Consider the following 25,296-nt stretch of genomic DNA (forward strand, 5'->3'; position numbering starts at 1 on the left):
GTCCGGGCGCGCCTTCGCCCCGTCGTCTGGTGTCATCGGCCAATACCGCCCGGGATATAACGACGGGCGGGTCGCGGAAATTCAGTCGACCACCCGTGCGGCGGTCATGATGAACCCGGTATGGGCCACCATGCGGTGCTCCGGGCGGACGGAATTCGGTGCAACGTGCCAGTAGCGCTGCAAGGTTTCGAAGGTCTCGACCAGCGCGAAGCGGGGCTCCGCCCGCAGCGCCGCGCCGACCTGGTCGACCTGAACGGTCGTCGGGACGTAGACCACGAGGATGCCGCCCGGCCGCAGCGCCTGTGCCGCGCCGGCGAGCACCGGACCGGGCTCGGGCAGATCGAGGATCACCCGGTCCGCGCGCAGGCCGGGTAGGGCGTCCGCCGCGTCGGCGAGGATCGTCGTCCAGTTCGGAGCCTCGCCGTGGAAGCGCCGCACGTTGTCGCTCGCCATCTGGATGTGGTCCTCGCGACGCTCGATCGAGGTGAGGTGGCCGTGCGGGCCGATCGCGCGCAGCAGCGCGAGCGTCAGGGCGCCGGGCCCGACGCCGCTCTCGATGACGCGCGCGCCGGGGTATACGTCGCCGTACATCAGGATCGACGCGGCATCCTTCGGATAGATGACCTGCGCCTGACGCGGGAGGTTCGGGATCAGCCGCGCGTAGGTCGGCCGCAGCACCAGGAACGGCTGACCGAGCGACGAGCGGATGCGCAGGCCAGCGGGACGTCCGATGAGCGCGTCGGCGTCGACGACGCCGGCGTGCAGCGAGTAGCGCCGTCCGGGACGCAGCTCGCGCAGATACTCGCGACCCTTCGGGTCGATCAGCAGCACCGATTCGCCGGCCGCGAGCGGAGCGCCGAGATCGGTCGCGTCCTCCGGGGGCGGGGCGCCGGTCGGCGCCGTCTCCTCGCTCATCCCTCGGGCGCCGCCGGAGCCGGCTTGGCGCGGGCGGCGAGCTTGCGGTCGACCTCCGCACGCAGCGAGCAGAACGAGCACAGCGTGCCGAACGACGGCATGCCGCAGCCTTCGCAGGTGCGCGCCGCGCGATCGCCTTCCTCGCGGGCGAACGCGTCGCTCGCGCGCGCGACGAAGTCCCGCACGAAGCCGACCTTCGTCCCCGGCGAGACGTCTTCGAGCCGATCGAGCACGCTCTTGTAAGTGAGCTGCGTCGCGCCCACCGCGTTCGGGCACTCCTCGACCACGTAGTCGATGCCGCGCATGAAGGCGTAGGTCGCGGTCTCGAACTCGCTCGTCAAGTACAAAGGCTTGACCTTGCGGACGAACTTTTCGTGCCGCGGCTGCATGACCGGCTTCTGCCGCGCCAGGTGGTCGACTTGCCAGTGCAGGACGTTGCCGAGCAGGCGGGCCGCCTCGTCGTCGAGGTTGTGCCCGGTCGCGATCACGTTGCAGCCGAGCTCGAGCGCCGCGGCATCGAAGTAGTGACGCTTGAACGTGCCGCACGCCGAGCACGCCGGACGACGCGTCGCCGAGACGATGTCCGGGATGGCGAGCCCTTCGTCGGCGAGCGAGTGCACGTGCAGCTCGAGACCGCGCTCCGCGGCGAACTTCTCGGTGCGCTCGCGCGAGCGCTGCGAGTAGCCGCCGATGCCGAGCGCGAGGTGGAAGCCGACGGTCTGGTAGCCTTCGTTGGCCAGCACGTCCCAGAGTGCGAGGCTGTCCTTGCCGCCCGACACCGCAACCAGCACGCGCGACGAGCGGTCGAACATCTTCTCGTGCTCGATCGCGCGCGTGACGCGACGCTGGAAGAAGAACAGGAAGCACGGCCGGCAGAACGCCGAGTTGTGCGCGCGCAGCTTGACCTCGGCCGGCTGTCGACAGCGCGTGCACTTCACGGCAACACCTCGACCATCAGCCGCCGCTCACCACCGAGCGCAGCTCGATGTCGTCCTCCGGCGAAAGCGGCGCGTCCTCGGTGAGCAGCCGGTCGCCGCGAATGACGAGCACCGTGCCGGGCAGGATGTCCAGGCGGCGCAGGAGGTCGCCCACACGCGCGACGCCGTCGATCTGAAGCTCGCGACCCTGTGGGTTGAGGCAGACTCGCACTGCACCGCGGGTACCAGAGCAGGCAGGTCAACGCCACCTTGATTTCCCGTGGTCGAATCCCGAAGATCGAGCCGTTCCTACCGCGCTCGCGGGCACGAGCGCGAGCTCGCAGCCGGCGTGGAACTGCGCGAGATGCGACGAGTCGACAAGCGTGCCGGACGTCACGGCACGGCGATGACGTGGGGGGCCTCGGAGGCTCTGCCCATGGGCGGCCGAGGGGCGTCGGTCCCCTCGTTGGCATAGAAGGACGGGCGATGCCTCGTACCACCAAGAAGAAGTCGACGGCGAAGGCCAAGGCGCCGAAGAAGGGCTTCAGCATCTTCGACGAGGAGGAGCGCCCTCGGGGAGACGAGGAGGATCTTCCCAAGGACGAGGTCGGACGCCGCAAGATCAAGCGGCAGTACGAGGAGCTGCTCGGAATCCGCATCGACAAGCTGCGCGGCCGGATCCTGAACCGCGAGCGCATCGACAAGACCGTCGAGGGCATCTACTTCGTGTGCGCGGTCTGCAAGAAGGTCTGCCACAACCTCGACGAGGGGCTGATCGAGGATCCGGAGAACGTCAAGAACGTCTGCGGCGGCTGCGCCAAGACCAAGGGCGACAACGGCAAGGAGTCGAAGGGCGGCCGCGCCGCCTAGCAGGCGGTCTGTTCACCGCGCGCAGTGAGTCTCCGAGCGGAGTGAGCCACCGAGCGCGCTGAATCACCGAGCGCCGTGAGGGCGTGGGTCCGCACGACGCGCGTCGCGGACATCGGGCTCGAGCTGCGCGAGCGCCGACTCGACCGTCGCCGGCAGCGGCAGCTCGAGCCAGCGCTCGCTCCCGGTGCGCACGTCGTGCCAGCGCAGCGCCGACGCGTGCAGCACGAAGCCGGGCAGGGCGGCGAGCGTCGGGCCGCCGTAGGTCGTGTCGTTGACCAGCGGGTGTCCGATGCTCGCGAGGTGCACGCGGATCTGGTGACGCACGCCGCTGCACGTCGTCGCGCGGACGAGCGTCGCGTCGGCGAAGACGCGCAACGGCACGACGTCGGTCGTCGCGGGACGCGGCGTGTAGCGCTCGCTCGGCATGCCGGGCGCGACCGTGCGCATCCGCGTCCGACTGCGCCGGTGCTGACCGATCGGCGTCGCGATGCGCACCTCGTCGGTGAGGCGTCCGGCGACCAGCGCGAGGTACTGCTTCTCGACGCGGTGCTCGCGGAACTGCGCGCGGAGATTGGCGTACGCCTCCGCCGTGCGCGCGACCAGCAGCAAGCCCGACGTGCCGGTGTCGAGCCGGTGCACGAGCCCCGACTCGCCGGGCTGGCCGATCGCGGCGCACTCCGGAAAGCGCGCCGCGATCCGCGCCGCGAGGCTGTCGCCCGCCGCGCCGCGTAGCGCGACCGTCGGCAGACCGGCCGGTTTGGCGACCACGAGCACGTCCTCGCCGTCGAGCACGACCTCGAGGCTCGTTTCGGACGCGGCCGGCCCCGGCGCGGCCTGCACGACCACGCGATCGCCCGCGCGCAGGCGCTCGCCTTTGCTTGCGCGTCGTCCGTTGACGCGCGTGCGCTCGACGAGACGCACCGCGGTGCGCCGGCCGACGCCGAGAGCTTCCGCCAGCACGTCGTCGAGCCGTCGCCCGGCGTGCTCCGCGCCCGCCACGAGCTCGGTGGCGCCGTCGCCTGCCGACACGCTCATGCGGGTGGTTGTACAGAAGCGTCGGGATCCGCTTAAGTGACGTGGAGCTCGACGCAGCGCGCCGTCAAGCAGCACCGGGCGGCTCGGTCGCCCGGAAACAGGGCGCAACCACCATGAGTCGGGTCTGCACCGGACACGCATCACGACCGTCGCGGCACCGTCGCCGCGGCGCCACGAACGTGGACTGCGCCGGGCGCGCGCGTACCATCGTCCCATGGACCGCTTGCTCCGCTGGCCGCGGCCAGTGCAACCTGGCTCGGATGACGACGAAGCGTTACCCGCACCACATGCTCGATCTCGCGACCACGATCGACGTCGCCACGACCAGGAAGGGTTTTGCTTGATGGCGGACGAGCGACATCCCTCGGCGATGACCGAACGCTTCGGCTGGCTGCAGCGGCTGGTCGCGTCCGGCTTGACCGAGCACGTGCACGTCGACGCGAACGGCGTGAGCCAGGTCCGCCAGCTCGCCGCGCGTGGGACGATCGTCTACGTCCTGCGCAACCGCTCGCTGCTCGACTACTGCCTGATCAACTGGCTGATGATTCGCGAGGGCCTTCCGCTCGCGCGCTTCGCGAACGGGGTGTCGTCGTGGTGGTTCGTCTCGCTGCGCGAGATGCTGCGACGCCTGGGGCGCGCGCTCGCGGCGCCGCGGAAGCTGTTCGCCCGGAAGGCGCAGCGCGGCAGCAACGCCGTTCTCGCGGGCGACCTCATCGAGCACGGCGAGCCGGTGCTGCTGTTCCTGCGGGCGCGCAGCCCGCGGCTGCTGTCGAACCGGCGCTCGCGGCTCGCGGCGGCGCGTCCCGGAGCGGAGTTCCTGCAGGAGATCGTGCGGCGCGCGCGGCGCAGCGACCGTCCCGTCTTCCTCGTGCCGGTGTCGTTCTTCCGCGGGCGCGTGTTCCGCCGTCAGGAGGGACGCCTGTCGGCGTTCGCGTACAGCGTGCACGACGCGCCGAGCGACCTGAAGAAGCTTCTCACGTACCGCTTCAACCGGGAGGATCTGCTGTTCAACGTCGGGCGCGTCATCAACCTGTCGAGCTTCCTCTCGAGCCATCGTTCGCTCAGCGAGGCGCGACTCGCGCGGCGTCTCAACAACTCGCTGCAGCGGGAGCTGGCGCAGGAGGAGCGCGCCGTGTGGGGCCCGCTGCTGCTGCCGCGCGAGGTGATCGCCGAGCGCGTCTTCGAGGGGCGCGAGGTCGCGGCGACGGTGGCGCGCATCGCACGCGAGCGCAACGTGCCCGAGCGTCGCGTCATGCGCGAGGCGCGCGGCTACTTCTGGGAGATGGCCGCGAACTTCAACGGCCTGGCGTTCGCGATCATCGAGGCGCTCTTCCACCAGGTCTGGAAGCGGACGTTCAGCGGCGTCGAGGTGCGCGGTCTCGAGCGCGTGGTCGAGTGCGTCAAGCAGCACCCGGTGGTGCTGGTGCCCTGTCACCGCAGCCACTTCGACTACATGGTGCTCTCGTACATCTTCCGCGAGCACTTCCTGTCGCCGCCGCACATCGCCGCGGGGATCAATCTGTCGTTCTGGCCGGTGAGCTGGCTGCTGCGCGGCTCGGGCGCGTTCTTCATCCGGCGCTCGTTCGACAACAACGAGCTCTACAAGCTCGTCTTCCACCGCTACCTGACGACGATGATCCGTCAGGGCTACACGCTCGAGTTCTTCATCGAGGGCGGACGAAGCCGGACGGGCAAGATCCTCACGCCGAAGCTCGGCATGCTCGGCGGCATCGTGCGCGCCTTCCTGCAGGGCGCGCGGCGCGATCTCTACCTCGTGCCGGTTTCGATCCACTACGGACGCATCGCGGAGGAGAGCGCGTACGACGCCGAGCTGTCGGGGCAGAAGAAGCAGAAGGAGTCGTTCGGCGCGCTGATCAAGGCGCGCAGCGTCCTCAAGCAGCGGCACGGCACGGTCTACGTGAGCTTCGCGGAGCCGATGTCGTTGCGCGAGACGCTCGGCGAAGACCGCATGCGCCGCTTCGTCGAGAACGCCGACAACCCGGACGTGCAGGAGGAGCAGCGGCGCTTCGTGCAGAAGCTCGGCTTCCGGATCCTGCACGAGGTGAACGAGGTCGCCGTCGTGGGCGCGACCTCGCTGTCCGCGACGGTGCTCCTGTCGAGCGAGAAGGGCGCGGTCCGCTTCGACGACTTCGTCGTCGCGGCGCGGACGCTCGCCGAGCTGCTGCGCTGGCGCGGCACCGCGTTCACGCCGTCGCTCGAGCGCAACCTCGGGCAGGCGAACTTCAACGAGATCGTCGCGTTCCTCGCGTCGTCGGGGCTGACGGAGGTCCGCGAGGACAACGGCACGCGGCTCCTCGTCGTGCCGCCGAACAAGCGCAAGGTCCTCGACTTCTACAAGAACAACACCATCCACTTCTTCCTGCTGCCGTCGCTGCTCGCGCACGCGTACGTGCGCTCCGTGCCGCGCGCGGAGCTCAAGGAAGATCTGTGGTGGTGGCTCAACATGCTGCGCTGGGAGTTCGCGCTGCCCGAGCGTGAGAACGTCGCCGCCGAGGCGGGGAGGCTGCTCGACTACTTCCGCGCGCACGGCGCGAGCTTCGACGGCGATCGCCGTCCGGTGCCGCTCGTCAACTCGCTGGTCGGGATCCTCGAGAATTTCCGCGAGGCGTACTGGATCGCGGCGCGCACCGCGCTCCAGCTCGACGGCGAGCCGCGCAGCGAGTCGCAGCTCATCAGCCAGATGTCGAAGAGCTTCGAGGCCGCGCTGCTGCTGGGCGAGGTGCGAAAGCCCGAGGCGGCGACGACGGTCACCTTCGGCAACGCGATCTCGCGCCTCGTCGAGATCGGCTGCCTCGAGCGCGAGGCGGGGAAGGGCGAGCGGGACCGCGACCGCGTGGTGCGGCGCGGCCCGCAGTTCCAGGAGCTCGACGCGATCGCGGCCCGCCTCGGGAACTCCTTGACGCACGGCGGGCGCGTCCCGCGTTGACAATCGATATTCGCTGCTCTAATGCGCCGACCGCGAGAAGGAAACGCCGGACACCGCCGAGTCGGCGGGCGAGGAGACGTCATCGAGCGCAAGGGCGGCGACGAGGTCGACGCACGGATCGACCAGCTCACGCGCGAGCTAGCCGAGGCGATCAACGAGGCGGAAGCCGAGGGTCGTCTCGTGAGGCGCGACTACGCGATCGACCTCCTTCGCGACGAGGTCGAGACGCAGGGGCCGTCGCCGAGCACGGCCGCGGCGGCGGCTGCGGGCGTCCCCGGACCGCTCAACCCGTTCGCCTTCGGCATCCCCCTCTTGCTCACCGGCTCCGTCCTGACCTTCATCTTCACGCCGCTCGGGGTCGCGTTGCTCGGGCTCGGCGTGTTGACCTGCATCGTGGGTGTCATCGCGGCCGTCGCGCGCAGCGCGCGCGACCGCTGGAGCGCCGGTGGTCAGCAGTAACAGACACTCTTATGTAACGATCAAAGGGATTTTCATTTGGAGCGCCTCGGCGCACGGGACTAGGTATGGCCGGCTTCGACCGCCCGCTCGCGAAGGCGGATCGCTCTCAAACGAGGCAACGGACACTCGATGGCGACTGACGCACTAGCGAAGAATGAGGCGAACGAACGGCTCGCGCTCGAGCAGCAACGGCGCGAGGAGCAGCGTCGAGAGCGCGCCAAGCGCGAGCGCGAGAAGGCAGCGCTCGGCGGCCTCTGGTCGCGGCGGGACATCATCGGCCGGTTCGGCTGGGTGCTCTTCGGGGCGTTCTCGCTGACCACCATCCTCGCGGCGATCCGTTCCGCGTTCCCACGCGTCCTCTTCCTTCCGCCGACGACCTTCAAGGCGGGCTATCCGCGCGACTTCGCCGTCGGCGAGGTGAGCGAGAAGTTCAAGAAGGACTACCGCGTGTGGATCGTCCGCGACGAGGAGGGCTTCTACGCGCTGTTCGCCAAGTGCACGCACCTCGGCTGCACGCCGCGCTGGCTGCTCGCCGAGTCCAAGTTCAAGTGTCCGTGCCACGGCAGCGGCTTCTACAAGAGCGGCATCAACTTCGAGGGTCCGGCGCCGCGGCCACTCGAGAGGGTCAAGATCACGCTCGCGGACGACGGCCAGCTGGTGGTCGACAAGGGCGTCAAGTTCCTCTTCGAGAAGGGGCAGTGGGGTAAGCCGGGTTCGTTCGTGAAGGCTTGATCGGCGCCGTGTGCACGGGGCGCGAAGCGCGTCCGAGCGACGCGTAGAGCACGATTCAGGGGGGAGCACCCGTGAGTTGGTGGACAGACGTCAAGCAGCAGATCACCGAGTCGCAGGTGTGGCAGTCGATCTTCCGCCACGGCTACGACGACACGCCGCGCAACCGCATCTTGATGGTGTCCGGCAACGTGTGGCTGCACCTGCATCCCTCGAAGGTGCGCCGCCACGCGACGCGCATGCGCTTCACGTGGTGCATGGGTGGCATCACCTTCCTGATGTTCCTCATCACGGTCGTCACCGGCGTGTACCTGATGTTCTACTACCGTCCGGTCGCGCAGTACGCGTACGCGGACATGAAGTACCTCGAGTTCGACATGCCGTTCGGGATGCTGATGCGGAACATGCACCGCTGGGCGGCCCACGGCATGGTGATCGCCGTGTGGCTGCACATGTTCCGCGTCTTCTTGACGGGGTCGTACAAGCCGCCGCGCGAGTTCAACTGGGTGGTCGGCGTCATCCTGCTCGTGCTGACGCTGCTCCTGAGCTTCACCGGCTACCTGCTGCCCTGGGACCAGCTCGCGATCTGGGCGGTCACCGTGGGATCGAACATGGGCCGTGCGACGCCGCTGCTCGGGCACGAAGGTCCGTTCGGCGAGATGGTCGGCGTCAACGCGATCTACGACGTGCGCGCCTTCCTGTTCGGCGGCGGCGAGGTCGGACCGCACACGCTGCTGAGGTTCTACATCCTGCACTGCGTGTTCATCCCGCTGGTCACGAGCTTGTTCCTGGCCGTGCACTTCTGGCGCATCCGACGCGACGGCTTCTCGGGCCCCGCACTTTGAGGGAGGCAACGGGAGGGACCAGCAATGCGCGTGATGGTTCTGCCCATCCTGTTCTGCGTGATGATCTGGGCGTTGTACGTCCTGGCGAAGCCACGCGACCTCTGAGCGCGCCGACGGAGCCCTGAAGATGGCAACAAGCGCTGCAGCGACGAAGCCGGCTCAACCGACCGGCAAGCGGATCGAGGTCTCGATCAAGAAGGCGGTCGGCCCGGGGGACGACAAGGTCCACACCTGGCCGCACCTGGTGCGCGCGGAGTTCCTCTGCGCCGTGCTGGTGATGGTCGGCATGATCGCCTGGGCGTTGCTCCTCGACGCCCCGCTCGAGGAGCCGGCGAACCCCTCACGCACGCCCAACCCGTCGAAGGCGCCGTGGTACTTCCTCGGCCTTCAGGAGATGCTCGTCTTCTTCGACCCGTGGCACGCCGGAGTCGTGCTGCCGACCCTCATCATCGTCGGGCTGATGGTGATCCCGTACATCGACATCAACCCGAAGGGGAACGGCTACTACTGCTTCCGCGACCGCAAGTGGGAGATCCTCACCTTCATCTTCGGCTTCCACATCTTGTGGGTGTCGCTGATCATCATCGGGACGCTGCTGCGCGGTCCGGGCTGGAACTGGTTCTGGCCGTGGGAGAAGTGGGACCCGCACAAGGTCGAGGCGCTGACCAGCGTCAACCTCCCGTACCTGCTCGGCCTGCGCGACTACTTCTGGTCGGCGGTCTTCGGCGGCGTGGTGGTCGTGCTGTACTTCGTCATCGGCACGATCGCGATGTACGCCTGGGTCGTGTGGCTCAAGGGGCAGGAGTTCATGAAGCGGTGGGGGATGGCGCGATTCTTCATCACGTCATTCCTGTTCCTGAACATGCTGGCCGTGCTCATCAAGATGCTGATGCGTCACATGTTCAACATCAAGTACGTGATGGAAACTCCGTGGATCAACATCTAGCTTCGTGAGATTTCTCTCTGCCAAGCTGCTGCAGCTGATGGGCATCAGCACCGTGGGATTCGGGTTGGTCTATGGCTTGACCCACGAAGGCGGGCTGCGGTTCGAGCTCAAGATGCTGATCGTCGGCTCGGTGATTTTCCTCCTGGGGCGTGTGATCGAGGGCCGTGGTCCGGCCTGAGTCGAGCCGGCCGCGCGGGGACCAATGGCAAGACGAGACCTGAGTTCCGACGAAGAGAAGCGAAGCTACGCCGTCATCTGGTTGCTGGGGGCCGTCCTGCTCGTCGTCGGCGCCGTCTGGGCGATCCTCGACGACACCTTCTTCCGCCGCCCCTGGAAGATGTACCAGCGTCAGTTCTTCGCCCTGGAGGAGCAGCGCGAGAAGCAAGCGCTCGACGCCGAGCACGCGAAGCTCGAGTCCGACGCGCAGTACCAGGAGCTGAAGAAGCAGCTCGCGGAGGCTCAGGCGAAGCTCGAAACCGGCGAGACCGCGCAGCAGCTCGCCGCCGCGCAGCAGAAGCTCCAGGCGGCGATCATGGAGGAGCAGGACGCCGACCTTCAGGTTCGCTTCGTCAAGAGCGAGCTCGAGGAGGCGTGGTACGAGTACGACCACGCGCTCGAGGCCGGCGGGGACGTCGAAGCCAAGCGTCGGCGGCGCGACGAGCTCGAGAAGGAGAAGCAGGAGCTCGAGGCGAAGTGGCGCGCCGCGCAGCAGGTCGTCGCGAAGTACCAGGCCGAGGTCGACGAGCTGCGCGCGCCGGTCGAGACCCTCGAGAAGAAGCTCGCGGCGCTCGAGGAGGAGCGCATCCGCATCGCGAACAAGCTCGACGGCATGAAGTCGATGCTCGGTCCGGTGCCGGTGTCGCGCATTCCCGCGATCCAGCAGATCGTTCTCCCCGACTTCGACATCAACAACTTCGAGGAGCCGGTGGCGCGCGTCGACCGCTGCACGTCGTGCCACATGGCGATCGACAAGGCCGGGTTCGAGGATGAGCCCCATCCGCTGAAGACGCACCCGAAGCGCGACCCGCTGCTCATCAAGCATCCGCCGGAGAAGTTCGGCTGCACGCCGTGCCACGAAGGGCAGGGCGTCGCCTTGAACTCGCCGCAGCAGGCGCACGGCTACGTGAAGTTCTGGGAGCACCCGCTGCTCACGGGTCCCGAGCAGCAGTCGCGCTGCCTCAACTGCCACGTCGACGTGTCACTCTTCCCGGAGGCCGCGACGCTGCGCCGTGGCGAGTATCTGTTCGAGCAGCTCGGCTGCCACGGCTGCCACCTGGTCGAGGGCTACGAATCGCTGCCCCCGGTCGGCCCGAACCTGCAGCGGGTCGCCGCGAAGGTCGACCCGCAGTGGATGGTCGACTGGATCCGCGATCCGTACGCGTTCCGCCCGCGTACCAAGATGCCGAGCTTCGGATTCACCGAGGAGCAGTCGAAGGCGGTCGCCGCGTACATCTGGACCTCGAGCAAGGCGGACGGAGACGCATGGCTGGACGCGCGTCCCGATCCCGGCGGCATCTCGCCCGACGATCCGGAGCTCGTCGCGAGGGGCAAGGAGCTGTTCGACTCCGTTGGGTGTCGTGCCTGCCACGCGATCGCGCCCGACGAAGTCGCGACCCCGCTCGGCGCGACGAAGGACTGGGGGCCGAATCTGCAGAACGTCGGGCGCAAGGAGTCGGCGCGCTTCATCTACTGGTGGATCAAGGACCCGCGCGGCTACAACCCCGACTCGCGCATGCCCGATCTTCGCTTGACGGACGACGAGGCGCGCGCGATCACGTCGTACCTGGTGAGCCTCGCGCCGCCGGCCGAACCGGGTGAGGTCACGTCGGCGACGCTCGAGGATCCCGAGCTCGTCGAGCAGGGCAAGGCTCTCGTCCGCAAGTACGGCTGCTACGGCTGCCACGTCATCAACGGGATGGAGAACGAGTCCCGCATCGGCGTCGAGCTGTCGACCTTCGGCGCGAAGCCGATCGAGGAGCTGTTCTTCGGCAACAACCCGCAGATCCCGCGCACCTGGAACGACTGGACGTTCTACAAGCTCAAGAATCCGCGGATCTACGCGACCGAGCACGTCGAGCAGCTGATGCCGAACTTCCAGCTCGCCGACGAGGACATCGTGGCGCTCCGCGTCTGGCTCCAGAGCCGCACCGAGCGCATGCCGCCGAAGAGCTTCCAGGATCCGCAGAACGACCCGCGCCTGATGCGCGTGCGAGAGGGACGCTGGGTCATCGAGAACTACAACTGCATGGGCTGTCACGAGATCGACGGCCGTGGTGGCTACATTCGCCGTCTCTACGAGGACAACCCGACGAGCGCGCCGCCGATCCTGAACGGCGAGGGCGCGAAGGTGCAGCCCGACTGGCTGTACGCGTTCCTCAAGGATCCCGCGCGGCAGCCGCTGCGCTTCTGGCTGAAGGTGCGCATGCCGACCTTCCACCTGAGCGCCGAGGAGACCACGAAGGTCATCGAGTACTTCAGCGCCGTCGCCAACCAGACGCAGCCGTACTTCTTCTTCGATCCGCGCCAGGACTCGACGCCGGAGCTCCTCCAGGTCGGCGAGCTGCTGATGTCGGACGAGTACTTCTCGTGCTGGTCGTGCCACGTCCGCGGCGACAAGACGCCCGAGGGGCCCATGGAGCAGTGGGCGCCGAACCTCGCCTACGCGCACGAGCGTCTGAACCCCGAGTGGATCCTCGCCTGGATCAAGGATCCGCCGGCGCTGATGCCGGGCACCAAGATGCCGTCGTTCTACCCGGGCGGCCCGGAGGACGTCTTCGACGGCAACGAGGATCTCCAGATCCTGGCGATGCGCGACTACATCATGTCGCTCGGCTTCACGGGCCCGCAGACGCAGCAAGCGTCCGCGCCGGCTTCGTCCGCGCCGGAGCGGCCAGCTCCCGCACCTGCGGAGAACCAGGCTGCGGCGCAAGCGGCGGCGGGCGGCGCGAGCTGACCCGACGCGCCGCGTCCCCTAGGGCGAGCGCGATGAAAAAATGGCGCGATCCGTTTTGGGTCGCGCCATTTTTGTGGTCTCGATGGAGTGCCGTTAACCCTTGCGAACGGCGGAGAAGAGGTCGGCTTTCGCGTGCGAGCAACCCGCAAATTTTCGCGAAAGCTATTGGTTCTTCTCCCGATGTCGATACAGTGGCGAGGGAATAGCGTCCCTTTGCTTCGCTATTGCGAAAAGGTATAGAAAAACGTCCCTTGTTTTGGCGTACGGGGGACAGCCGGACCCGATATTCGGCGCGATGCTGGGGTACAGCCGCTCGAGCCGTGGCGGCTCGGTAGGCGGCGTGGACGGACAAAGAGGAGGTGTCTGATGTATCGGAGGTTGATTGCCGGGTTGATCCTGGCAACGTTCGCGAGCGCCTGCTCGGCCCACAAGCCGTGGGGCAAGTGCGCGGTGGGCGGCGCGATCATCGGCGCGGCTGCGCTGGGTACGGCCGGTGGCGCGATCGCGAACAACGTGAATCCGCCGTTCAAGAAGCAGGATGAGGATCGCGGCGCGGGTATCGGTATCGGTATCGCGACTGGTGCCATCCTCGGTGCGCTCATCGGCCACGCGCTGTGCGACGAGGAAGAGGTTCCGCCTCCGCCTCCGCCGCCTCCGCCGCCGCCGCCGGCTCCGGTTGCCAAGAAGAAGATCGTGCTCCGTGGCGTGCACTTCGACTTCGACAAGGCGACGCTGCAGCCGCAGGGCAAGCCGATCCTCGACGAGGCGGCTCGCATCCTGAAGGAGAACCCCGACATCCGCGTCGAGGTCCAGGGCTACACCGACTCGATCGGCACCGAGGCGTACAACCTGCGTCTCTCCGAGCGTCGTGCTCAGACCGTGAAGAACTACCTGGTCAGCCAGGGCATCGCGGCGAGCCGGCTCGTGACCAAGGGCTTCGGTGAGTCGAACCCGGTGGCGAGCAACGACACCGCGGACGGCCGCGCGCAGAACCGGCGCGTCGAGCTGGTCCCGCTCAACTAGTCCCACCACGAAGGTCCGGCCCGCCTCGTGCGGGCCGGACCGGCCGCAACGCCGTGCCGGCGCTCGAGGCGCAGACCTCGACGCCGGCACGTTGCGTTTTCCGGCAAGCGACGACGGCTCTCGCGGCCGTGCGTACGCTGCCCCCCGCCGGCCCGAGATCACGAGAAGTGGAGAGCAACGTCGGGCCTGGCGCCCTCATCAAGCTGATCGGCGGCGCGCTGCGATTCGATCGCGAGCTGTACACGCGCGCCATCGAGGACTCGACCTACAACCGGCTCGGTCTCGCCGTCGTCATCCTCGCCGCGCTGTCGAACGGCTTCGGCTACGCAGCCGAGGGCGTCGCGAGGGGAATGATCGGCGAGCGCGAGTACGCGGTCTACCGTCTGCTCGTCATCGTCGGCGTCGCCGAGGTGATCGTGCACTTCTTCCTCTTCACGGCGGCGGCGTGGCTCGTCCGCTTGCTCGTCGATCGACCGCGGGCGCCGTACACGCGCCTCATGCGCCCGCTCTCGCTCGCGCTCGCGCCGAGCTGTCTGCTCTTCCTCGGGGCGCTGCTCGGCTTTCCGGACGCGGTGCGTGGCGTGCTCGCGCTGTGGCGCATCGCGGCGTCGGTGTGGGCGCTGCGCCTCGCCGTGGACGCGTCATGGCCCGGCGCGATCGTGACCGTGCTGGTCGCCGACCTGGTGGCGGCGCCGGTCGTGCACCTCGCCTTGTTCGGCGTCTCGGACGGGGGCCCCATCCCCGCACTTCCTGCAATCTCGGCGTAGCGCGCGACACGAACGCGCTCGCCGTCCTGGACGCTTCGTCAGCGGATCTATAGAAGCGCGCACGATGCCCGCGCCCGAGGTCGACGTCGAAGCGCTCATCGAGGAGCTGCGACGCGATGCGGCGGAGATGCGGCGGAAGCTGGGCGCGACCGCGTTGCCCCCGGAAGAGGACCGCAACGCAGCTCTGCGCGCCATCGCCGAAGCGCAGCCTCGCGACGACGCGCCCGTGGAGGGCGTGACCGCACGTCTGGTCGACGGCGGACGCCTCGCCACGCTGAGCGCGCTCGCCGACCCCGGCAACGTCGAGTTCCACTCGCACCGCGCGTCGATCGGTCGCGCGGTGATCTTCGTGAAGCGGGTGCTGCGTCGGCTCTTGACGCCCATCCTCGACCGTCAAGCTGCGTTCAACCGCGCGGTGCTACAGGCGTTCGCCGGGCTCGACGAGGACCTCGGCCGGCGCCTCGAGGCGAACGAGCGTCGCCTCGGACGGATCGAGCGCCGTCTGCTCGTCCTCGAGGAGGCGATCGCGCGCACCGGCGCCGTGGTCCCGACGGAGGCGGCGTTCGACTACGCCGCGTTCGAGGACGCCTTCCGCGGCTCGCGCGAGCACGTGCGCGCGCAGCTCGCGCGCTACGTGCAGTACTTCGCGACGCCGTCCGCCGGACCGGTGGTCGACCTCGGCTGCGGTCGCGGCGAGTTCCTCGAGCTGCTGCGCGACGCCGGCGTCGAGGCCTTCGGCATCGAGGTCGACCAGCAGCGGGTCGACGAGGCGCGTGCGCGCGGGCTCGACGTCCGTCTCGGCGACGCGGTCGATGCGCTCGAAGAGATCGCGGACGGCTCGCTCGGCGGCGTGGTGTCGTTCCAGATGGTCGAGCACCTGCCGCTCGCGAAGACCGTGCGGCTGCTCGCCCTCGCGCGCCGCAAGCTGCGCCCCGGCGGCTGCCTCGTCGTCGAGACGGTGAACGTGCAGAGCCTGATCACGTTCTCGCGCGCCTGGAGCATCGATCCGTCGCATCGTCAGCCGCTGCACCCGCTGACGCTGCGCTTTCTCACCGAGCAGGCGGGCTTCACGCGCTGCGAGCTGGTGTACGGCGGCGAGGTCGAGCCGGACGTGCGCCTCGAGCCCGAAGCCGGCGAGGCGGAGCAGCGCAACGTCGCGCGCCTCAACGCGCTGCTGTTTGCGCCGCAGGACTATGCGGTCGTGGCTTGGGCGTAGGCGCGCGGCCCGGCGCCGGGTCGCGATCCTGGTGCCCTCGCTGGTGCGCGGCGACGCGACCGGCAACGACGTGCTCGGGATGCAGCGCGCGCTCGTGCGCCGCGGCTGGACCGTGCGCCTGTTCGCCGACGGTGGCGATCCCACGCTGGGCTTCGAGCCCGCCGTGCAGGCCCGCGACTGGCTGCAGCAGGGCGTGCCGGTGATCTTCCACCAGGCGACGCAGTGGGACAACGGCTTCCAGCTGCTGAGCCGCGCGCGCGGCCTGCGCATCGTGCGCGACCACAACGTGACGCCCGCCTCCTTCTTCGAGAACGTCAGCACGGACTTCGTCCGCGCGTCGCAGGTCGGCGAGCGCCAGCGCGCGCAGCTCGCGCGCGATTCGCAGGTCGCGTGGATCGCGGCGTCGGAGATGAACGCGGGAGAGCTCGTGCGCCTCGGCGCGGACCGCGCGCGCATCGCGGTCGTGCCGCCGTTCAACCAGGCGGAAGAGCTCGCGCGCACCCCGCCCGACGAGGCGGCGTTGCGACGCTGGGCGGCTCTCCCCGCGGACGTGCTCTTCGTCGGCCGGCTCGCGCCGAACAAGGGACACCGCAGGATGTTCCGCGTCGTGGCGACGTACGCGGAGCTCTTCCAGCGACGTCTGCGCGTGCGTCTGGTCGGCTCGTACGACCGTCGCTGGAGCGCGTGGCTCGAGCTCTTGCGACGCGACCGCGAGCGGCTCGGGCTCGACGGCAGCGTCGAGCTGGTCGGCAGCTTGACCGCGGCGGAGCTGCACGCCGCATACTTGACGTCGCGACTCCTGCTGTGCTGCTCGGAGCACGAGGGCTTCTGCGTGCCGCTGGTCGAGGCCGCACGGCTCGGCGTGCCGGTCGTGGCGACGTGGCAGGCGGCGGTCGCGGAGACGCTCGGTCCGAACGCGCCCGTGCTGCGCGACGCCTCGGACGACGTCGTCGCGCTCGCGATCGACCGCGTGCTGCGCGACGCGGCGCTGCGCGAGAAGCTCGTCGCCGCGCAGGCCGAGCGCTTCGCGGATCGTCATTCCGACGAGGCGGTCGAGCGCGCGTTTCTCGCCGCGGTCGAGCCGCTGCTCGAGCGCGCCGAGGCCGCGTGATGCGCATCGCGGTCGTCGTCCAGCGCTACGGCGCCGACATCCTCGGCGGCGCCGAAACCCACGCCGCGCTGATGGCGGGAATCCTCGCCCGGCGGCACGAGGTCGAGGTGCTGACGACGACGGCGCGCGACTACCATCAGTGGCGAGAGGCGTACCCCGCCGGCGCGAGCCGGGAGAACGGCGTCACCGTGCGCCGCTTCGCCGTCGCCCGCGGCCGCGAGGACGCCTGGCAGGTGCTGAACCGCCTGCTGCACGACGGCTTCACGTCGAGCGAGTTCGCGCTGCTGCCGGAGCCGGTGCGCGCGGCGCACGCGGAGCGCGTGCGCGGCTGGCCCGACGCGCTGCAGGAGGCGTTCATCCGCGGTCAGGGTCCGCACGCGCCGGAGCTGCACGAGTGGCTGCGGCGCACGCCGTACGACCGCGTGCTGTTCGTCACCTACCTCTACCCGACGACCTACGACGGTCTCGCCGCCGTCCCCGAAGGGCGCGCGTTCGTCGTGCCGACGCTGCACGACGAGGCGCCGGCCTACCTGCCGGTGTTCGGACGCCGGCTCGCGCGTGCGCGGCTGCTGTGCTCGACCGACACGGAGGTCGCGCTGGTCTCGCGCCTGTATCCCGACACGCCGATCCGCGCGCGCCGCATCGGCTACGGGATCGAGCTGCCGCCCGATCGTGGGCCGCGCCCGTCCGGCACCGATCCGTTCCTGCTCTACGCGGGGCGCATCGACGTGCAGAAGGGCGTCCCGCAGCTGCTGCGCTGGTATGCGGCGCTGCGCGCCGCGCTGCCGAAGCCGCCGCGGCTCGTGATGATCGGCGAGCTCGCGATGCCCGTGCCTTCTCAGCCGGGCGTCGAGCTTCGCGGCTTCGTCGCCGAGGACGAGAAGTTGCGCTTGATGCGCGACGCGCTGGCGCTCGTCCACCTTTCGCCGTACGAGAGCCTCGGCATCGTGCTGCTCGAGGCGCTCGGCTCGCGGACCCCGGTGCTGGTGCACGCCGACTGCGCGGTGATGGTCGAGCACTGCCGACGCAGCGGGGCCGGGCTCTGGCTGCGCGACGCGGCGGAGTTCGCCGCCGCCGTCGGTCGGCTGGCGCGCGACCCCGAGCTGCGCACCGCGCTGGGCGAGCGCGGACGGCGCTACGTCGAGCGCGAGTTCGCGCTCGACGCGTACGCGGAGCGCCTTCTGGCCGCGTTCGAGCAGGACGAGCCTCCTGCGTCCGACGACGGCGGGGTCGGCGCTCATTTCACACGCCCGTAACGTTCCGGTAACCGAGCGGCGATCTGCGGCCGCTAGGAGGCGACCCATGACGATCCGAGACCGCAGCGCCGGACGACCGAAGGACCTCGTCGAGCACCTCCGCCGCTACCCCGAGGACCTGAAGGACATCCGACGGCTGCAACGTCGCTTCGACCTGTCGGCCGACGAGGCGGCGCGCGCCCTCGAGGCATCGGTCGCGCCGGAGAGCGGCCAGCAAAGGCTCAAGCGCCTGCTGACCCACTGAGGCGGCATGCGGACCCTCGAGTCGCCGGGGCGCGTGCGGCGTGATACCGCAGCGCAGCAGAACCGAGACGCCGTTCTGGCTTCGCGTCGCGGCCGACGCAACGAGGGAGCGCCCATGGCTGTGCACACCGATCGTCGATACGAGGAAGAGCTCGCGTACCTGCGCAAGCTGATCCTCGAGATGGGCGGGCTGGTCGAGCGCCAGATCGGCGACGCCATCGCGTCGCTGGCGAGCTCCGACCGCACGCTCGCCGAGCGCACCATCGAGCGCGACCACGAGGTCAACCGCTACGACGTCGACATCGACGAGGAGTGTCTGCGTCTGCTGGCGCTGCACCAGCCCGCGGCGCGCGACCTGCGCTTGATCACGACGGGCCTCAAGATCACCACCGACCTCGAGCGCATCGGCGACATGGCGGTCAACATTTCCGAGCGCGCGCTCGAGCTCAGCGAGGCGCCGTTCCAGCTCCAGGTCGACCTGCCGCGGATGGCGGACACCGTGCGCAAGATGCTGCGCGAGAGCCTCGACGCGTTCGTGCGCGAGGACGCCGAGCTCGCGCTCTCGGTGTGCAAGGAGGACGACGCGATCGATGCCATGCACGCCGAGATGTTCGCCGATCTCCTCGCCCGCATGACGCGCGATCCGTCGCTGGTCGTGGCCGGCACCGCACAGCTCTTCGTCTCGAAGTACCTCGAGCGCATCGCCGACCACGCCACCAACATCGCCGAGATGGTGATCTTCATGGTGAAGGGAAAGAGCATCCGGCACCTGTCCGTGCCGACGTCGATCTGATCATGCCAGGGAGCGTTCGGGCGTGATGGCGCGAGCGGGAGAGCGCACCGCCGCCGCGAGCGGCGAGCGTCGCAAGGCGCTCGTGATCGAGGACGAGCGCGACATCCGCGAGCTGGTCCGCGTCAATCTGGAAGCCGAGGGCTTCACGGTGCTCGAGGCGGGAGACGGCGAGCTCGGCCTCGCGCTCGTCAAGCGCGAGCGTCCGGCCGTGGTCATCCTCGACCTGATGCTGCCGGGCCTCGGTGGCCTCGAGGTGTGCCGCCGGATCCGCGCCGAGGAGGCGACGTCGCGCGTGCCGGTCGTCGTCCTGACGGCGCGCTCGTCGGAAGCGGACAAGGTGGTCGGCCTCGAGATCGGCGCCGACGACTACGTCACCAAGCCGTTCAGCCCGCGCGAGCTGACCGCGCGCGTCAAGGCGCTGCTGCGACGCGCGTACAGCCCGCCGCCCGAGACGCCGCACGAGGTCTACGAGCGCGGCGGGCTGCGCATCGACTTCGACACCTACGAGGTCTACCTCGACGGCAAGCGCGTCGAGCTGTCGCTGCGCGAGTTCGAGCTGCTGCGCTTCTTCGTCAAGCACCCCAATCGGGTCTACGAGCGCGCACAGCTGCTGGATCTCGTCTGGGGTCCGGACACCTACGTGGAGCCGCGAACCATCGACGTCCACATCCGCCGCCTGCGTCGTCGCATCGAGCGCGACGACTCGTCGCCGGAGCTGATCGTGACCGTGCGCGGCGTCGGCTACATGTTCGACGAGCGCCGTCTGGGGAACTGATCGGGTGGCCCGGGGGACGGGCGCGGAGCGGCGCTTCGGGATCGAGCCGAAGGCCGTCGCCCGCGCGCTGGCGCCGGCGCTGGTCGGCGGGCTCGCCGCGGCGCTGCTGCCGATCACGTCGGACCTCTGGCGCGTCGTGGCGGCGCTCGTTGCCGCCGCGGCGACGGCGGTGCTGGTCGCTGCGGGCAGCGCGCGGCGCATCGGCCGGGTCGCGGCGTGGGCGCGGGGCGTGCGCTCGGGCGAGCGCGTCACGCCGCCGCTGCCGACGCGGGCTCCCGACGCGTTCGACGCGCTGACGATCGAGCTCGGCGAGATGGCATCCGAGCTGCGCGACGACATCGCCCGGCTCGAGAACGAGCGCGACCGCCTCGAGGCCATCCTCGCCGCGATGGTCGAGGGCGTCATCGTCATCGACCGCAACGGCACCATCCTGCGCGCCAACGATCCGGTCGTTGCCACCTTCGGGCTCGAGCCGGGGCGTCCGCTCGTCGGGCTGCGGCTCTGGGACCTGACGCGCGACGTCGAGTTCAACGCGGTGGTGCGCGAGGCGATGGCAAGCCGGACGCCGACCTTTCGCGAGGTCGAGCTGCGCGGGGCGATCGAGCGCCACCTGCGGGTCGCCGTCGGCCCGACCGCCGACCAGAGCGCCTGGGTGCTCGTGTTCCACGACGTCACGGAGACCAAGCGCCTCGAGCGCGTGCGCACGGACTTCGTCGCCAACGTGTCGCACGAGCTGCGCACGCCGCTGACCGCGATCAAGGGCTTCGCCGAGACGCTGCTCTCGAGCGGCTTCGACGACCGCGAGCGGGCGCAGCACTTCGTCGCGATCATCGACCGCCACGCGGAGCGCCTCGGCCGGCTGATCGACGACCTCCTCATCCTGAGCGACCTCGAGCTCGGCAAGATGCCCATGCGGGTCCGCGCGAGCGAGGTCGCGCCGATCGTCCGCGACGTCGTCGAGCTGCTCGGCGAGCCCGCACGTCGCAAGCGGATCGACGTGCAGACGAGCGTCCCGGACGGGCTTCGCGTGCAGGGGGATCCGGATCGGCTCGCGCAGGTCGTGTCGAACCTGCTCGACAACGCGATCAAGTACACGCCTGAAGACGGCCGCGTGCGCGTCCTCGCGCGCAGCATCGAGGGCGGCGCCCGGGTCGAGCTCGCCATCGAGGACACCGGTGTCGGCATCCCGGCGGACGAGCTGCCGCGCCTCGCCGAGCGCTTCTACCGGGTGGACAAGGCGCGCCTCCGCGAGCGCGGCGGCACGGGGCTCGGGCTGTCGATCGTCAAGCACATCGTGCACGCGCATTCCGGGTCGGTGCGCTTCGACAGCCGGCTGGGCCACGGGACGACGGTGACGGTGACGCTGCCGGGTTGCCCGCAGGCCGATGCGGGTGGCTGAGGGGGAACCGCGCGCACGCCGTCGTTTGCCCGCCGGACGCGCGCGCGGTACGAGCTTCGCCGTCGGACCGGCCATCGGCATGACGCACGGCCGTCGTCCGGCGAGGGACGGGTGGTGGCGCTGCGAGCGGTCAGCAGGGACGACATGCGGGCGAGCGCCGCGGCGCGCAGGCCGCGGGGCGCGCAACCGCAGAGGCGACGCCGGCGCAAGCGCGCGACCTTTCCCCCGCTCGCGTACCGGATCGGCGAGCACGCGCTGGTCGCGGCGCTGCTCGCGACGCTCGGCCTCGCGGTCCTCGGCCGCGTCGCGCTCGACGGCACGCCGCTGACGTTCGCCGTTACGCTGGCGGGTGTCATGCTCGCAGCTGCGGCGGCGATCCTTCCGCTCGACCGGCTGCGCCGGCGGAGCACCCCGGGCTGGCGCCACACGCTCAACGGGAGCTTGCTCGCGCTCCTGGCGCTCGTCCTGTGGTACGCGGACCCGGGCTGGGCGCTCTACAAGCTGCGCGAGCTGCTCGCCGGCGAGCGCGCGACGCAGGTCCGCGTCGTGCAGCACCAGGTGTTCGCGGCGTACCGCCGCATGGACCTCGAGGCGCAGCGCAAGATCCTCGAGCGTGCCGAGGTCTACGCGCCGACCATCGAGCAGGCCGCTGCGGCCTTCGGCGTCGATCCGGAGCTGATGATGGGGATCGCCGCCGCCGAGTCGAGCTTCTACCCGCGCGACAGCCGCGACGGCGGCAAGGGGCTCTTCCAGATCACGTCGGTCCCCAAGGCGGCGGAGGAGGCCGCGAAGCAGAAGCTCGGCGTCAAGTCGCTCGATCCGTGGAACCAGCGACACAACGCCTACGTCGCGGCGGCGACGCTCGACCTCTACCGCAAGCAGATGCGCGGCGACCTGTTCTTGACGCTGCTCGCCTACAACATCGGACCGCACAATGGCGGGCTGCGTACCATCATGGACACCTACGGCGCGCGGAACTTCGCGCAGGTGCAGCCGTACCTCCAGGCGCTGCCGCGCGACTACCCGATCCGCGTCCTGTCGAGCGCGCTCTCGTACCGCGTGTGGCGCAAGCTCGGACGGCTGCCGCGCTTCGAGGAGGGAACGGCGGCGCGCGAGATCCAGAAGATCGGCATCCCCGGGCTCGAGGACGCGCTTCAGCCCGGGCTCGAGACCGCCGCCGCTTCTGCCAAGGGGCGCTGACGCCGGCGGACGAGGAGGACGAGGACGACCGCGAGCACGGCGACGCTGAGCGCGGTCTCGTACGGGACCTCCTCCGCGAAGCTCGTGTCGCGCAGCAGCTCGAGCGGCGGGCGCAGCGCGGCCATGCACGCGACGAAGACGAGCGTCGCCCGACCCGGACGGGTCGCGCGCCGCGCCGCCCAAATGCTCACGATGAACGCCACGAGCCCCGCGAGGCCGAGGTAGAGCTGCAGCGGGTGCACGGCCAGCGAGCGTCGGCCGTCGTCCGCGATCAGACCCTGCGCGACGTGGCTCCAGTACGCCGGGCTGCCGGGTGGAAACGAGACCGCCCACGGCAGCAGCGAGGGGACGCCGAAGCAGCACCCGTCCGCGAAGCAGCCGAGCCGCCCGACGAAGATCGCGACGCCCGCGAGCGGCACGACCGCGTCGAGCAGCTCGGCCCGCGTCAAGCATCGTCCGAGCGCGCGCGGGCCGAAGACGAGCAGCACGCCGAGGCTCGCGAGCAAGCCGCCGGTGATGCGCAGTCCCGCACCTTCGACGCCCGTGCCCGGCAGCAGCAAGCTCGGATCCTCGAGCAGCAGCTCGGGCGCGGCGGCAGCCCAGTGCAGGCGCGCGCCGATCACGGCCGCGACGACGGTAGCGACGAGCAGCGCGACGATCCGTAGCCGGGACGCGCCGCCTCGCTCTCGCGTCCTGCGGACGAGGAGGAGGGTGCCGCAGGCGATCCAGGCGATCGCCGCGGCACCCCAGGCGCGACCGTAGAGATGAAGCTCGGGAACCATCCTAGAAGAGGCTGAAGAACGAGAAGCCGAGGCCGAAGTCGATGTCGACGTCGACGCCGGCGTGGACGCTCACGTCCGGGATGTCACGCGGCCCCATGATGCTCGTCGCGATGAACATCGCGCCGGGACGCGACGCGGTGATCATCCCGAGCACCCACGGGAACTCGGCGCCGCGGCCGAGCGGTGGGCTCGCGACCGAGATCGAGGGCGACTGCACGATGTGCCAGTGCGAAGGGCAGCCCTGCGAAGGATCGCAGATCCCGTAGCGCGTGTACTCGACGACCCCGCCGCTGTGGTCCTTGAGCCAGAAGTTCGGCGTGTCCTCGTCGACGTCGAGCGCGATCGAAGGATCGTCGCCGTCGTCCGGCCCGTCGGCGATGGTGACGTGCATGTGCGTCGCACCGGAGACGCGGCCCTCGACGTAGGCGAAGCCGCCCTCGTATCCCGGCCAGCTCACGTTGAACGCTTCGAGGAAGGGCTCGTTGACCCACGGTGACCACTTGCCCTTCGGACCCTGGCTGCGCAGCCGCAGCGCCGTGTAGATGCCGTCGAGGCCGTCCGGCCGGCTGGGCAGCGTCGCGATGAGCTGCAGCGCGTACTCGGAGTCGATGTTCCGGAAGACGAAGCGACCCGCGCCGTCGGAACGCGTGCGCGCGATCGTCGTCCAGCGACACTGATTGATGCAGTACGAATAATTGTTGCCTGACGGACAGTCGGGCGGGCAGACCTTCAGGCGCTTGAGGTGCTGCTGCGAGGCCGCGAGCTCGACCGGGGCGTTGCGGGGAGCGCAGGCGCCGCGCAGCTCGAGCAGGTCGTTGCCGCGCATCTTCACCGACTGGATGATCGGGATGCCGTTCGCCGGACAGCCGCAGCCCGCCGCCGACGCCTCGCGCGCCGTCCCCAGCGCACCGACGAGCAGCGCGGCCGACAGCACGCCGAGCGCGCGAGCCAAGAATGTGCTTCGAGCGCGCATCTCAAGCCCCCTTTCTCGCCGCGATCGCGGCGTTGGCCATGCCGAGCGCGGTCTGCGCGTCCGCTGCGGCCGGCCGATCGAGCGCTCTCACCAGGAAGGCGAGGACCCCCGTCGTCTTGTCGGTGCGGCCCGCGTAGAGGCGCGCGAGACGGGCGACGAACTCCTGCGGTGGAAGCCGCAGGTCGATCAGCCGCACCGTCGACGCGCCGTCGACCGCGGACGTCGACGGCGTCTTCTGGGCGAGACGCTCGAGCGTCTTGCGGGCCGCGATCGGCGCTCCGGCGTCGATCTGCGCGAGCCCGATCGCGAGCTCGACGTCGTCGCCGAACGTCGAGCCGCGGACCAGGCGACGCAGCGCGCGCAGCCAGCGCAGCTCCTGCTTGTGCTCGCCGCGCGCCGCGTGGGCGCGGGCGAGCGTGAGCCCGGCGGCGACCCGGAGCATCGGCTCCGAGCCGCGCGTCACGAGCGCTCGCAGCTCGGTCGGAACCTCGGTCGCGTCGCCCTGCGCGATCAGGCGCGACCACGCGAGCCCGAGCACGCCGAGCTCGTTCACGAAGCGCTCGTTCGTGCGCGAGGCAATCAGGCCGAAGTGGCGCGCCGCGTTGCCGCCGTCGCCGCGCGCGAGCGCGAGCCAGCCGCGGGCGAGGAGGACCTGCGCCGAAGCCTCCCCGGCGGCGAAGTCGCGCTCCGCCGCCGCGAGCACCTCGTCGGCGGTCGCGCCGTTGCCTCGCGACAGCTCGAGATCGGCGAGCATTAGCGCCGCCTCGAGCCCGCGACGCGTCCGTGGCTCCTTCGCGCGCGCCTCGCGGAGCTTGGCGACGGCGTCGGCGGTGCGGCCCTCCGCGATCGCGTAGCGCGCCTGTCGCAGCAGCACGCCTGCCGACGCCTGGTTGCCGTACGCGCCGGTCGGGACGAGGGCGATCAGCAGCGCTGCGAGGAGCGCCGGCCGGCCCCAATCACCGGGCGCACGTATCCTCTTCTTGACTCCGTGGGACATAGCACCCTCCACGCCGCCGCGCCCGAGCGGCGGCGTCGCTCGGCGCCGCCCGAGGCGACGGCGCGGTGGCTGCGGTGGGGGAGGCCGCAAGCCGCGCCTTCTGCACGCGCCGTGCCTGCGCGAAAGCGCGGACACGCAAGCGCGC

25 protein-coding genes are annotated in these 25,296 nt (G+C 70.0%); 18 read left to right on the forward strand and 7 right to left on the reverse strand.

From position 1 onward, the window contains the following. Nucleotides 1-81: 81 nt before the first annotated feature. The 3 genes from VIS07_18770 to VIS07_18780 are packed head-to-tail and all read right to left on the reverse strand — an operon-like array spanning nt 82 to nt 2,064. Nucleotides 82-915, reverse strand: coding sequence for a tRNA (adenine-N1)-methyltransferase (locus VIS07_18770; GenBank protein ID HEY8517559.1), 834 nt, complete (start codon nt 913-915; stop codon nt 82-84). Next, a complete protein-coding gene (locus VIS07_18775) occupies nt 912-1,853 on the reverse strand; it encodes an ATP-binding protein (protein ID HEY8517560.1) in 942 nt (313 codons plus the stop codon). Before VIS07_18775 ends, VIS07_18770 begins: the two co-directional genes overlap by 4 nt. Nucleotides 1,854-1,869: 16 nt before the next feature. Next, the gene (locus VIS07_18780; protein HEY8517561.1) at nt 1,870-2,064 is read right to left on the reverse strand and encodes a thiamine biosynthesis protein ThiS; all 195 of its coding nucleotides are present in this window, start codon (nt 2,062-2,064) and stop codon (nt 1,870-1,872) included. Between the two features lie 254 nt (nt 2,065-2,318). Between VIS07_18780 and VIS07_18785 the strand changes: the two genes are divergently transcribed. Next, nucleotides 2,319-2,702, forward strand: coding sequence for a hypothetical protein (locus tag VIS07_18785; GenBank protein HEY8517562.1), 384 nt, complete (start codon nt 2,319-2,321; stop codon nt 2,700-2,702). Between the two features lie 63 nt (nt 2,703-2,765). Here the strand turns inward: VIS07_18785 and VIS07_18790 are convergent, their stop codons facing one another. Beyond that, a complete protein-coding gene (locus VIS07_18790) occupies nt 2,766-3,737 on the reverse strand; it encodes an RluA family pseudouridine synthase (GenBank protein HEY8517563.1) in 972 nt (323 codons plus the stop codon). Between the two features lie 370 nt (nt 3,738-4,107). Here VIS07_18790 and VIS07_18795 point away from each other — a divergent pair, with 370 nt between their 5' ends. From VIS07_18795 to VIS07_18875, 17 genes are all read left to right on the forward strand, one after another. Next, the gene (locus VIS07_18795) at nt 4,108-6,684 is read left to right on the forward strand and encodes a 1-acyl-sn-glycerol-3-phosphate acyltransferase (GenBank protein HEY8517564.1); all 2,577 of its coding nucleotides are present in this window, start codon (nt 4,108-4,110) and stop codon (nt 6,682-6,684) included. Nucleotides 6,685-6,705: 21 nt separating this feature from the next. Continuing rightward, nucleotides 6,706-7,143, forward strand: a complete 438-nt coding sequence (locus VIS07_18800; GenBank protein ID HEY8517565.1) for a hypothetical protein — start codon at nt 6,706-6,708, stop codon at nt 7,141-7,143. A 129-nt stretch (nt 7,144-7,272) separates the two neighbouring features. Next, nucleotides 7,273-7,875, forward strand: a complete 603-nt coding sequence (locus VIS07_18805) for a Rieske 2Fe-2S domain-containing protein (protein HEY8517566.1) — start codon at nt 7,273-7,275, stop codon at nt 7,873-7,875. A gap of 71 nt (nt 7,876-7,946) precedes the next feature. Continuing rightward, nucleotides 7,947-8,717, forward strand: a complete 771-nt coding sequence (locus tag VIS07_18810) for a cytochrome b N-terminal domain-containing protein (GenBank protein HEY8517567.1) — start codon at nt 7,947-7,949, stop codon at nt 8,715-8,717. Nucleotides 8,718-8,844: 127 nt separating this feature from the next. Continuing rightward, nucleotides 8,845-9,663 carry a cytochrome C gene (locus VIS07_18815; GenBank protein ID HEY8517568.1) on the forward strand — a complete coding sequence of 273 codons (819 nt, stop codon included), beginning with the start codon at nt 8,845-8,847 and terminating at the stop codon, nt 9,661-9,663. 4 nt (nt 9,664-9,667) lie between these two features. After that, nucleotides 9,668-9,841, forward strand: coding sequence for a hypothetical protein (locus tag VIS07_18820; GenBank protein ID HEY8517569.1), 174 nt, complete (start codon nt 9,668-9,670; stop codon nt 9,839-9,841). A gap of 24 nt (nt 9,842-9,865) precedes the next feature. Beyond that, nucleotides 9,866-12,616: a c-type cytochrome gene (locus VIS07_18825; GenBank protein HEY8517570.1), complete on the forward strand. Its 2,751-nt coding sequence runs from the start codon at nt 9,866-9,868 to the stop codon at nt 12,614-12,616. Nucleotides 12,617-13,066: 450 nt separating this feature from the next. Further along, complete coding sequence (locus VIS07_18830; protein ID HEY8517571.1) at nt 13,067-13,639, forward strand: OmpA family protein; 573 nt, start codon at nt 13,067-13,069, stop codon at nt 13,637-13,639. Nucleotides 13,640-13,806: 167 nt separating this feature from the next. Continuing rightward, a complete protein-coding gene (locus VIS07_18835) occupies nt 13,807-14,406 on the forward strand; it encodes a hypothetical protein (protein HEY8517572.1) in 600 nt (199 codons plus the stop codon). A 64-nt stretch (nt 14,407-14,470) separates the two neighbouring features. Beyond that, complete coding sequence (locus VIS07_18840; GenBank protein HEY8517573.1) at nt 14,471-15,622, forward strand: class I SAM-dependent methyltransferase; 1,152 nt, start codon at nt 14,471-14,473, stop codon at nt 15,620-15,622. A gap of 31 nt (nt 15,623-15,653) precedes the next feature. Then, the gene (locus tag VIS07_18845; GenBank protein ID HEY8517574.1) at nt 15,654-16,733 is read left to right on the forward strand and encodes a glycosyltransferase family 4 protein; all 1,080 of its coding nucleotides are present in this window, start codon (nt 15,654-15,656) and stop codon (nt 16,731-16,733) included. Next, a complete protein-coding gene (locus tag VIS07_18850) occupies nt 16,733-17,989 on the forward strand; it encodes a glycosyltransferase family 4 protein (protein ID HEY8517575.1) in 1,257 nt (418 codons plus the stop codon). Before VIS07_18845 ends, VIS07_18850 begins: the two co-directional genes overlap by 1 nt. 46 nt (nt 17,990-18,035) lie before the next feature. Continuing rightward, nucleotides 18,036-18,233 (forward strand): hypothetical protein, encoded by a 198-nt coding sequence (locus VIS07_18855; GenBank protein HEY8517576.1) that lies wholly within the window; start codon nt 18,036-18,038, stop codon nt 18,231-18,233. A gap of 114 nt (nt 18,234-18,347) precedes the next feature. Then, nucleotides 18,348-19,025, forward strand: a complete 678-nt coding sequence (gene phoU, locus VIS07_18860; GenBank protein HEY8517577.1) for a phosphate signaling complex protein PhoU — start codon at nt 18,348-18,350, stop codon at nt 19,023-19,025. A 25-nt stretch (nt 19,026-19,050) separates the two neighbouring features. Further along, nucleotides 19,051-19,800, forward strand: coding sequence for a response regulator (locus VIS07_18865; protein ID HEY8517578.1), 750 nt, complete (start codon nt 19,051-19,053; stop codon nt 19,798-19,800). 4 nt (nt 19,801-19,804) lie between these two features. Continuing rightward, entirely contained in the window at nt 19,805-21,199 is a 1,395-nt protein-coding gene (locus VIS07_18870) for an ATP-binding protein (protein HEY8517579.1), read from the forward strand. Between the two features lie 114 nt (nt 21,200-21,313). Further along, complete coding sequence (locus VIS07_18875) at nt 21,314-22,399, forward strand: transglycosylase SLT domain-containing protein (GenBank protein ID HEY8517580.1); 1,086 nt, start codon at nt 21,314-21,316, stop codon at nt 22,397-22,399. Here the strand turns inward: VIS07_18875 and VIS07_18880 are convergent. The 3 genes from VIS07_18880 to VIS07_18890 are packed head-to-tail and all read right to left on the reverse strand — an operon-like array spanning nt 22,354 to nt 25,151. Then, complete coding sequence (locus VIS07_18880) at nt 22,354-23,181, reverse strand: prolipoprotein diacylglyceryl transferase family protein (GenBank protein ID HEY8517581.1); 828 nt, start codon at nt 23,179-23,181, stop codon at nt 22,354-22,356. The genes VIS07_18875 and VIS07_18880 overlap by 46 nt on opposite strands. A gap of 1 nt (nt 23,182) precedes the next feature. Then, the gene (locus VIS07_18885) at nt 23,183-24,133 is read right to left on the reverse strand and encodes a hypothetical protein (protein HEY8517582.1); all 951 of its coding nucleotides are present in this window, start codon (nt 24,131-24,133) and stop codon (nt 23,183-23,185) included. A 22-nt stretch (nt 24,134-24,155) separates the two neighbouring features. Next, nucleotides 24,156-25,151, reverse strand: coding sequence for a hypothetical protein (locus tag VIS07_18890; protein ID HEY8517583.1), 996 nt, complete (start codon nt 25,149-25,151; stop codon nt 24,156-24,158). Between the last annotated feature and the right edge of the window lie 145 nt (nt 25,152-25,296).

Source organism: Candidatus Binatia bacterium (genome assembly GCA_036563615.1).
Lineage (GTDB): Bacteria > Desulfobacterota > Binatia > UBA12015 > UBA12015 > DATCMB01.